Consider the following 9144-nt stretch of genomic DNA (forward strand, 5'->3'; position numbering starts at 1 on the left):
AAGAGTTCGACTGGGTGGGTGAGTTTGATGCGTTCGCGGATGCGGTCGGGGATTTCGTAGGCGTCGACGCTGACGGCGTCGTTGAGGTCGATGACTGGCTTGACGGTGTAGGGGCCGTAGCCAATGAGTTCGGCCAGCTGGGAGGCGAGTAGCGGGCCGATGGTTTCGGCGCGGAGTACGCCGGTGCCGGTGGCGAGGGTGTGGTCGGTGAGGTGAACGTAGATCTCGGTTTGCCCGGGTCGCAGCCGCCCACTCCGACGTCCCTCGCCAGCACTGGTGCCGCTGCGGGTGGTGGGGCAGACGCCCGCGCGGCCGGCGTCGGGGTCGCGACTGCCGTGGTGGCCGCCGTCATGGGGTTTCGGGCCGGTGTGGGCGTCGTGCTTGATCTGGGCTAGGCGGACGTGCAGGGCACGTGCGGCGTTGGTGTCCAGAGGTTCGCCGTCGTCGGGATCGAAGCAGAGGCCGGGGTCGAACGACTCGGTTGGCTCAGCAGATGGGATGTCGAGCGGGTCGGGAAGGTCGCACTCACTCGGGTGCGGTGCATCGCGGTCGGCCTCGTCGTTCGCGCCTGGATCTGTCCCTTCACCGCTTGTCCCGTCGTTGAGCAACTCATCATCGTCCGAGTCACCGACCCGGACGGCAGCGTGATCGCCGTCTGGCCCGCAGCGCGCGGCTCCGCCGGCTTGCGGAACATCGGGGTCGGCATTCGATGCGTCGCTCTGCCTGGCGTGATCGCTCGGGCGGCGGCGGAGGGTGGTGCGGTCCACGCCGGGAGCCTCCGCTTGGGCAACTTGGGGATTGTTGAGGAGGTGTTCTCTGGCCTGGGCTAGTAGCTCTTCGGTGTAGCGGGGGTCGGCGATGATGCCGACCGCTTCGGCGCGGCGGGTCTGCACCGAACGCGTGTCCCCGAAGATCTTCAGGGCGTCGGCGATGCCGGCGATGGTGGCGTCGTGGCGCAGGGCGTTGCCGGTGGCGGTGCGGATATAGATGGTCTTGGTGCCGTGGTCGTCGGAGCGGCCGAGGTATACGCCACGTTCGCGGGAGCGTTGTTCGGCTTTGGCTCGGGCAGCGGCGGGATCGGCGTGGGCCTGGGCAGCCTTGACGATGTTCTCCAGCCGCTGTGGTGTCACTGTGTCGACGCAGCGGGCGAGACGTTTGTCGATGGACGCGGCCGATTCCTCGCTCAGGCTCTCGCAGGCGGCGGCGATCTTGCAGGCGCGCCAGGGGGTGGCCGTGCCGTCCTGGACTTTGGCCCAGATGCGTGGAAAGCGATGCCGAAGCGCGAGCGCCCGGCCGATGTAGCCTGCGGCCGCGGCGCTCGAGATGCCGAGGACGAGACCGAACTCGGCGGGCGCAAACTCCGCGATCGCCGGACAGCCGTCGCCGCCGAGGACGATGCTGCGCTCACGGCCGTCGGCAGTGCGGCGGCGGGGTCGGCGGCCGTCGGGATGGTTGCGGTCGGCAAAGACCTGGGCATGTTCGAGGAGCCGTGCTTCGGCTCTGTTCGCCTCGGCACGGTGTTCGGCGGCCGACTCGAGCAGGTCGGCCGTCGACAACGTGGACAAATCTCTCTCGAACATGTGTTCGAGTCTAGCGTATGCTGCAATTCATGCCAACTCGACTATGGCGCAGAATCCTTTATCCACAAGGGGAAACGTTGCAGTCGAGCTGGCGAAGAAGTGGATATGTTGCAAGGTAAGACGATCGACCTGGAGGTCAGAATGCAGTACTACCTGAACGCAGCAGCGACGCCCTCGGGCGCTTCGGTGTTCACACGTGGCGACGCGCGCGGCGGTTCTCGGCGACGGCGGAAGTGATGACTGAAGAACCTTCGGTGGCCGCGGGCTGCGTTGCTGCTGTTGACGGGTGGCCTGGCCGAGTCGACGAGGTGGACGGAGCGCGGGCGACGCTCGTGCAACGCAGGCATCGTGATTCTCGCGCTCGGGGTCGCTCTGGTGCTGACTCCGCCGGACACGTACGGCGGGACGCCGCTGACGACTGCGGACAAGTCCCTCCGATGGTGCGCTGCCGGGCTTGCGATCGTCCTCGGCCTGGGTGAGCTGGTGTGGTGGTGGCAATCCTCGAGACTGCGCCGTTGGCCGCACGCCTGATTGCGGGGCCTATTCGTAGCGGAGGGCTTCGGTGGTGGGGAGGTGGGTGGCTAGGCGGGCGGGGAGGGTGGTGGCGAGGGCCACGACGAGGATGGTGGCGGGTGGGACCAGGGCCAGGGACCACCAGGGGGCGATGACTCGGTCTTCGGGACTGCCGCCGGCGATGGCGTAGACAGCGATGTAGAGGAGGATGCCGACGGGGATCGACAGGATGACTGCGATGGTGGCGAGGGTGACGTGGGCGCCGACGAGGCTTGTGGCGATCTGGCGGGGTGTGAGGCCGATGGACTTCAGCACGCCGTACTCGCGGACGCGTTCGCGGACCGACAAGAGGGCGACCGCGACGAGGGTCGTGACGGTGATGAGGAGGAGGACAGCGTCGAGGGTGTAGACGAGAACGGGAAGTTCGCGCGGGACATCGCTGACTTCGCCGGCGGCCTGGGCGGCGAGGTTCGATTGCATGGAGAGCGCGAAGACGACCGCGGCGCCAGTGACGACGATCGCGCCGGCCAGTCGGATGGCTCGGTGTCGCCGGGCGAGCAGGTCTTTGAGGCCTAGCGACAGTACGACCGGGAGCGCGACCCGGCTGATCAGGCGGCCGAGGCGGGACCGCGACGCGGGCGTCGGGGATCCGGATTGGATTGCTTGCAGGACGCTGGATCTCGTACTGCGCCGGGCCGCCGAGGCAGCGCTGCCGACCAGAACCAGCAGCACTGGGCAGCCGGCGACAACGAGATGCCAAGGGTTCACCGCAATGGTCGGCGATCCGACCATGGTCGCGACACTGGACGCAGCCAGACGGGGCGCGAGCAGAACCCCGGCCACGAAGCCGATCACCACAGCGACCAGACCGAGTACGGCGGACTCGAGCGCGAACACAGCAGTGATCTGCCGTGGCGTGACCCCGACGGCCTTCAGCAATCCGATCTCGCGGTGCTGTGCGCTCGCGCGCGCCGTGACCAGAATCGCCACCACCGAGAAGACCACCGCAAGCAACACGATCGTGTACGTCGTCAGGATGAGCTGAGCCGGAGCTGCGTCTTGGAGCGCGCTGTCACGCTGCTCCTGCCAGGTCTCAAAAGCTGCAGTGCTCGGCGGTACGACTCCAGCAGCGCGTGCGGTGAAGTCCGCTGCGGCAGCCGGATCTGTCAGTCGGACGGCCTCGGTCCAGCGCCAGCGCGCGCTGTCCGGCTGCACCCGCTCCAGCGTGGCCCGGGACACCCAAGCCAATCCGGGATTCCGCCGCGGGTAACGCGGTTGGCTGGGCGATACCGCCGTACCGACGATGGTCAGGTCAACCGGTCCGCCGGCCGCGGCGAGGCGCAGCGTCGTACCGACTCGGAGACCGAGCGCGTCAGCGAAGCTTCGCTCGAGCACGATGCCGTCTGCGGGTTGCGCGGAACCGATGATCGGCACCGGCCGGTTGACCTGCGGCGCGGAAGTCAGCCCGGCGAGCTGCAACTTATCGGTGCCGCCGGCAACGGGCGCGTTGGTGTTCGGGATAGCCGCATCACGTTCGGCGACTCCGGGGAGGCTTGCGATCTTGCCGGCGTCCGCGGCCGAGGCGACGTTCGCGAGGACATGTGCGCCGTTGGCTTCGGTAAAGGTCCGCTCCCACGGATCACGGGCGGTGGCGCCGACCTCCAGAGCGAGCACGATGGTCGCGGCCGCCGCGCTGCACAGCAGGACTGTCAGAGCACTCGCGAGCAACCGCGAACGCATCCCCGCGAAAGCGAGTCTCGCCAAAGTGACGGTCATGGTGGACCGCCGGCGTCGAAGGGAAGCGTGACCGGTCGGGCGGCCTGCAGTTCGGTGTCGTCGTTCACCAGCCCGTCGCGAAGGGTGATGACCCGGTCCGCCGCGGCGGCGACGCGCGAGTCGTGGGTCACCAGCAGCAGGGTCTGGCCCCGATCCCGGGCGGCACGGAGGAGCGCGAGTACCTCGCGGGCCGAGGCCGAGTCGAGATTTCCGGTCGGCTCGTCGCCGAGCAGGATGTCCGGCGTGTTCGCCAAGGCACGGGCGAGCGCGACCCGCTGTTGCTGGCCGCCGGACAGTTGCGAGGGCGCGGCGTCGTACTTGTCGCCGAGGCCGAGGTCATCGAGCAATCTGCCGGCGGTCTCCCGGGCGTCCGTCCGGCGCCGGCCGACCAGGAGGAGTGGCAGTTCGACGTTCTCGATAGCGGACAGTGTGGGGACCAGGTTGAAGAACTGGAACACGAACCCCACCTTTTGCCGGCGCATCCGCGCCAGCGCGGTCTCGCTCAGCTGGTCGATCCGCTCACCGCCGAGCCAGACCTCACCGGCCGTCGCGCGATCGAGCCCGGCCAGCAGATTGAGCAACGTCGACTTCCCGCATCCGCTCGGCCCCACGATCGCGACGAACTCACCCTTGCTGATCGTGAGGTCGATCCCGCGCACGGCGAGGACGTGCGTACCCCCGGTGTCGTATGTCTTCGCGAGCCTTCGTGTTTCGAGTACCGGTGTCATGCTGACTCCCGCTGCATCGGCAGCTTCTGCTCGATCAGATCGAGCCACTCCAGGTCGGCCTTCAGGTGCAGGATCGCCCCTTCGGCCAGCAGATCGGCGGCGGGCCGGCTGCCGTCGACCGACACGACCGCGTCGAGGTCGCGCAGGGACTGCAGGTACTCGCGCCTTTGCCCGGCGATCAGCGCCTTCGGCTCGGCCAGCCCGGCCGACGCGAGAATCACCAGTTTCATGAAGAACTCGTCCTTCAACCGTGTCCCCGGCACCGGCGCCTCGATCCACCCCGCCAGCGCCGTCCGGCCGGCCTCGGTCAGCTCGTACACCCGCTTGCGCCGGTTGTCGCCCTCGATGCTCTGACCGACCACGAGCCCGTCCCGCTCGAGCCGCGCCAGCGTCGAGTAGATCTGCCCGGCGTTCAGCGCCGGCAGCAACTCCCCGAACTCCTGCTCGAGCGTCTGCTTGATCTCGTACCCGTACCGGCTCTCGTCAGCCAGCAAGGCCAGGAAAAGTGACCGCATAGATAGCGAGAATATATACCCGCTACCTATTTGTCGAGAGCATCGCGGAGGGCGGCTCGGGTGGTGATGCCGAGCTTGGGGAAGATCCGGTAGAGGTGCCCGCTCACCGTGCGGGGTGAGAGGTAGAGCTGTGCGGCGATCTCCTTGTTCGTGAGCCCGGACGCGGCGAGGCCGGCGATCTGCAACTCCTGGGCGGTCAAGGTCTGCGCACCAGGAGCGGCAAAGGCGGAGGCTGAGGTGGGAGCCAGTCCAGCAGCCCGCAGTTCCTGCTCCGCTCGCGCGGTCCACGGATCCGCGCCGAGCGTCCGGAACGCGGTGAGAGCCGCCTGGAGCTGACCCTTGGCTCCAGTCACCACGCGGGTACGACGCAGCAGTTCGCCGTACGCAAGCCGTACGCGCGCAACCTCGAACGGCCACTGGTCGACGGTCGGAAGGCTCAGGGCCTGCTCGAAATGCGCGGGGTCCCCGGTCGCCATCCCCGCGGCCCCTGCGGTCAGGATGGCCAGCCTCGGCGAGAGGTCCGGCAACCTCGCTTCCTGCATGGCGCGGACATGGCGTTCGGCCTCGTCCCGCCGATCCGTGTGTACGGCGGCCTCGACGAGATCCATCGCGAGCCACAGGCTGTGCGGAACGTGTGAGGCGAGCGTGCCGGCGGGACTGACCATGATCGCGTGCTGATAGGCGCTCTCGAAGTCGCGGCGTCCGAGGTCGCCCAGGACGAGGGCATGGTGAGCGAAGACCCGTGCCGTGCCGACGCCTCGCGGACCTGCCCAGCCGATCATCTGTTCAGCCAGCGTCCGGCTGGTCTCGAACTCGCCTCTGACCGCCGCCAGCAACGCCTGGTGATAGCGGAAGTACCAGCCGAAGAATCTGCCACCACCCTCTTCGGTCAGGGACAGTCCTTCCGCGGCGAGTTCCGCGGCCTCGTCCCACCTGCCTCGGTGGAAGTCGTCCACGCAGAGGTCCATGAGTGCCACCAGGTGCCTTCTCGCCGGGCCACCCTCGCGACCGTGCAACACCGCCCGCCACAACGGCTCACGAAGCTCCGCGAGACGGTCGGCATACCACGCGGCCGCTGCGACCCTACGCATCAGCTGCGAGTCGTCGTGAACAGCCTGCAGCGCAGTCCGGAGACGAGGGACAGCGGCGACGCCCGTGCGGGCCGGGTCGGCCAACAGGTCCAACGTCAGCGTGAGGAACGGTGGGGGTTCGTGCGAGAGCCGCCCGAGTGCGGCGTACAGCGGCTTCCACAGCTCGCTGCGACCGCCGAAGAAGCAGATCAGTAGCAGCGTCGCGAATCCGTCGACGAGTTCCATCTCGTCGGCATCGCCGCGGTCCAAACTCCCCTCGATGGCGCTGACCATCATGCGGTGGGCGGTGTCGACCTGCGCGTCGCTGTCGAGCATCACCAACGTGGCGGCCGACGCGTAGTGCAGTGACGCGCTCGCCCGGCTGCCGGCTCGTCGGCTGCCTTCGAGCAGTTCCGCCGTACTCCGGACCTCGCCCATCGCCTCTGCGCCGATATAGGCCGCCGCGGCCAGCCGGCGGCCGCGCTCGGCAGGGCTGGGGCTCAGATCCGAAGCGCGCGTGAGCAGGGCGACCGCGGACGTGTAGTCGCCTCGCGCGACGACGATGTGAGCCGCCTGCTCCATGACCGCCGCGACCTGCTCGTCAGGCTCGACTGTGGCTTCGCCAAGATGCCATGCCAGGTGCTCGGGCTGGTTCACGAGGACTGTGGCCAGCCTGCGGTGCGCCGAGCGGCGTTCTGCCGCGGTCGTTGCCTCGACAACCGCCGACCGGATCAGCGGGTGCCGAAACTCCACCCGATGTGAGTGCTCGGTCACCAGTCGATCTCTCTCAGCGGGCGCCAGATCGTCGATCCGGTACGCCCCGCCGCCCGCGGCCTCCAGTACGCCGAGATCCCCGGTGCCCTCGAGAGCCGCTGTGAGCAACAGCGTCCTGGTTGCGTCGGGGAGGCTCGCAACCCGCGACACGAAGTGCCGCTGCAGGTTCTGCCCGAGTGGCAGTACGGCGGGTAGCGGTTCGGCGGCCGTCCGCTGCGACTGGCTCAATGTCCTGGGAAGCTCCAGCAGCGCGAGCGGAATGCCCTGCGCAGTGTCGAGGATCCGTGCCTTCACAGCGGCGTGGAGGTCGGGGAACCGTGCTGTCAGGAGTTGATTCGCGGCAGCGTCGTCCAGCGGCTTCAGCTCGTACTCCGGTAGTCCCGCCGGGTCGAAGAACCCTTGGTCCTCGCCCGTGCGGCTGGCGGCCAGCAGCCCGGCCCGACTGCCGGCGAGCCTCCTCGCGACGAAGCTCAAGACACCTGCACTGGCCCGATCGATCCAGGGAATGTCGTCGACGATGAGCAGGAGCGGGGATCGGGCCGCCACCCTCCGCAGGAGGACAGTCGCGGCGTTGGACACCAGCAGCCGGCCTGGAGGTGGGCCGTCTCCGAACCCGAGAGCGACCTCGAGCGCGCCACGCTGAGCGGGGTTCAGTTCGTCGAAGTCGAGCGGATACAACGCCTGGTTCAGCGCGGCGTAGCTGAGCCCACCTTCGAGCTCGGTCGCGCCGACACGCAAAACGGTCGTTCCCGACTCCCGCGCGTACCGTTCCGCGGCGTCGAGCAGCGTCGTTTTGCCGACACCGGGTCCGCCCGAAACCAGCACGGTTCCACCGTCGACGGCGGCCTCACGGACGAAGGCCCGGAGGAACTCGAGCTCCTCATGCCGTCCGACCAGCGCGGGGCGCATCACTGTCCTCCCGGTACCCGACTCGGTCATCTGACTCGATCGTACGAAGCGAGTCAGATGACTCATCCGCGCGGGCGCACCGATCCACGACTGTGGTCGTGCCGAACTCCCCACCTGAAAGGAAGGCATCGACCATGTCGCATCACCTCGACTCACCGCTGGCCCGTCAGGACGTCCGTCTCGACCTCACCGACCTGTACGCGTTCCGCGGCGAGACCGGCACCGTGCTGGCCATCAACCTGTGCCACTCGCTCGCCGGTGACATCCCGACGCCGGGCTACCACCCCGAGGGCAAGTACGAATTCAAGGTCGACCTCGACCACGACGGCGTCGAGGATCTCACGTACCGATTCGTGTTCGGAGAGCGCGACGAACTGGGCCGGCAGGGCCTGACCGTGCATCGGATCACCGCCGATCCATCGGACGCGGGCAGCGTTGTCGTGACGGGGGAGACGGAGGAGACGCTCGACGGAGAGGGTGGACTGCGCGTGTGGGCCGGCAAGGCCGGCGACCCGTTCTGGATCGAGCCCGACGTCCTGCACGCCGTCGGCCACGCCTTCCAGGACGGTACGACGGTCGACCTCGGGACGTGGACCCCGGACCAGGCGCAGAACCTGTTCGCCGGGCACACCGTGTACTCGATCGTCCTCGAGATTCCCGACGCGGAACTGCTCGATCCCGCACACACGACCCGTCCGATCGACGTGTGGGCGGTCGCGAGCCTGGCCACGGACGCCGGCGGCTGGCGCTCGATCAACCGGATTGGACTCCCGATGATCCACCCGCTGTTCACGCAGTTCAACGAGAAGCTCGGCGACGACCTCAACGACGGCCGGCCCGCCGACGACCTCGACACCTACGGGAAGCTGCTGACCCACGAGATCGCCGGCGTCGTCCGCGCGTACGGCACGGCTGCCGACCCGGAGGCCTACGCGGCGGCCGTCGTACGGCGGTTCCTGCCCAACATGCTGCCGTACGTCGTCGGTACGCCGGCCAGCTTCGGCTTCAACGCCTGGAACGGCCGGTCGCTGACCGATAACGCACCCAACGTGATGTTCTCGATCGCGGCCAACACACCGGTCTCGCTCGGGATCGGCAAGGAGTCCGTGGCGTCGAAGCCCAGGGACACCTTCCCGTACGTGCCGGCGGCGAGCTGACCATGAACGTCAGGGGGCGCAGCATCCGTCCGGTGACCGTGACAGTGGCCATGGCGGCCTTCATCCTGCTGTTGCATGTGGTCGGTTGGGGAGTCCTCGTCGGTCTGGTCGCGCCGAGGCAC

7 protein-coding genes are annotated in these 9144 nt (G+C 68.3%); 2 read left to right on the forward strand and 5 right to left on the reverse strand.

The window, feature by feature from the left end; all coding sequences use genetic code 11:
• Positions 1 to 1580: DUF222 domain-containing protein (locus AB0E63_RS45625; protein ID WP_360380936.1), on the reverse strand; the 1580-nt coding region annotated here is incomplete at its 3' end.
• Positions 1581 to 1928: 348 nt separating this feature from the next.
• On the opposite strand from AB0E63_RS45625, the gene AB0E63_RS45630 reads away from it, so the two are divergent.
• A complete protein-coding gene (locus AB0E63_RS45630) occupies positions 1929 to 2111 on the forward strand; it encodes a hypothetical protein (protein ID WP_360380939.1) in 183 nt (60 codons plus the stop codon).
• A 9-nt stretch (positions 2112 to 2120) separates the two neighbouring features.
• On the opposite strand, the gene AB0E63_RS45635 is transcribed toward AB0E63_RS45630, so the two are convergent.
• Genes AB0E63_RS45635 through AB0E63_RS45650 form a run of 4 tightly spaced genes read right to left on the reverse strand, consistent with a single transcriptional unit; the run spans position 2121 to position 7895 of the window.
• Complete coding sequence (locus AB0E63_RS45635) at positions 2121 to 3869, reverse strand: FtsX-like permease family protein (RefSeq protein WP_360380941.1); 1749 nt, start codon at positions 3867 to 3869, stop codon at positions 2121 to 2123.
• Entirely contained in the window at positions 3866 to 4597 is a 732-nt protein-coding gene (locus tag AB0E63_RS45640; RefSeq protein ID WP_360380944.1) for an ABC transporter ATP-binding protein, read from the reverse strand. The genes AB0E63_RS45635 and AB0E63_RS45640 overlap by 4 nt, the downstream gene beginning before the upstream one ends.
• The gene (locus tag AB0E63_RS45645) at positions 4594 to 5112 is read right to left on the reverse strand and encodes a PadR family transcriptional regulator (RefSeq protein WP_360380947.1); all 519 of its coding nucleotides are present in this window, start codon (positions 5110 to 5112) and stop codon (positions 4594 to 4596) included. The genes AB0E63_RS45640 and AB0E63_RS45645 overlap by 4 nt, the downstream gene beginning before the upstream one ends.
• 26 nt (positions 5113 to 5138) lie before the next feature.
• Positions 5139 to 7895, reverse strand: coding sequence for an AAA family ATPase (locus AB0E63_RS45650; protein WP_360380949.1), 2757 nt, complete (start codon positions 7893 to 7895; stop codon positions 5139 to 5141).
• Between the two features lie 104 nt (positions 7896 to 7999).
• Here AB0E63_RS45650 and AB0E63_RS45655 point away from each other — a divergent pair, with 104 nt between their 5' ends.
• Positions 8000 to 9022, forward strand: coding sequence for a DUF4331 family protein (locus AB0E63_RS45655; RefSeq protein ID WP_360380951.1), 1023 nt, complete (start codon positions 8000 to 8002; stop codon positions 9020 to 9022).
• The last annotated feature ends 122 nt before the right edge of the window (positions 9023 to 9144 follow it).

It is taken from the genome of Kribbella sp. NPDC026596 (genome assembly GCF_040638415.1).
Classification (GTDB): domain Bacteria; phylum Actinomycetota; class Actinomycetes; order Propionibacteriales; family Kribbellaceae; genus Kribbella.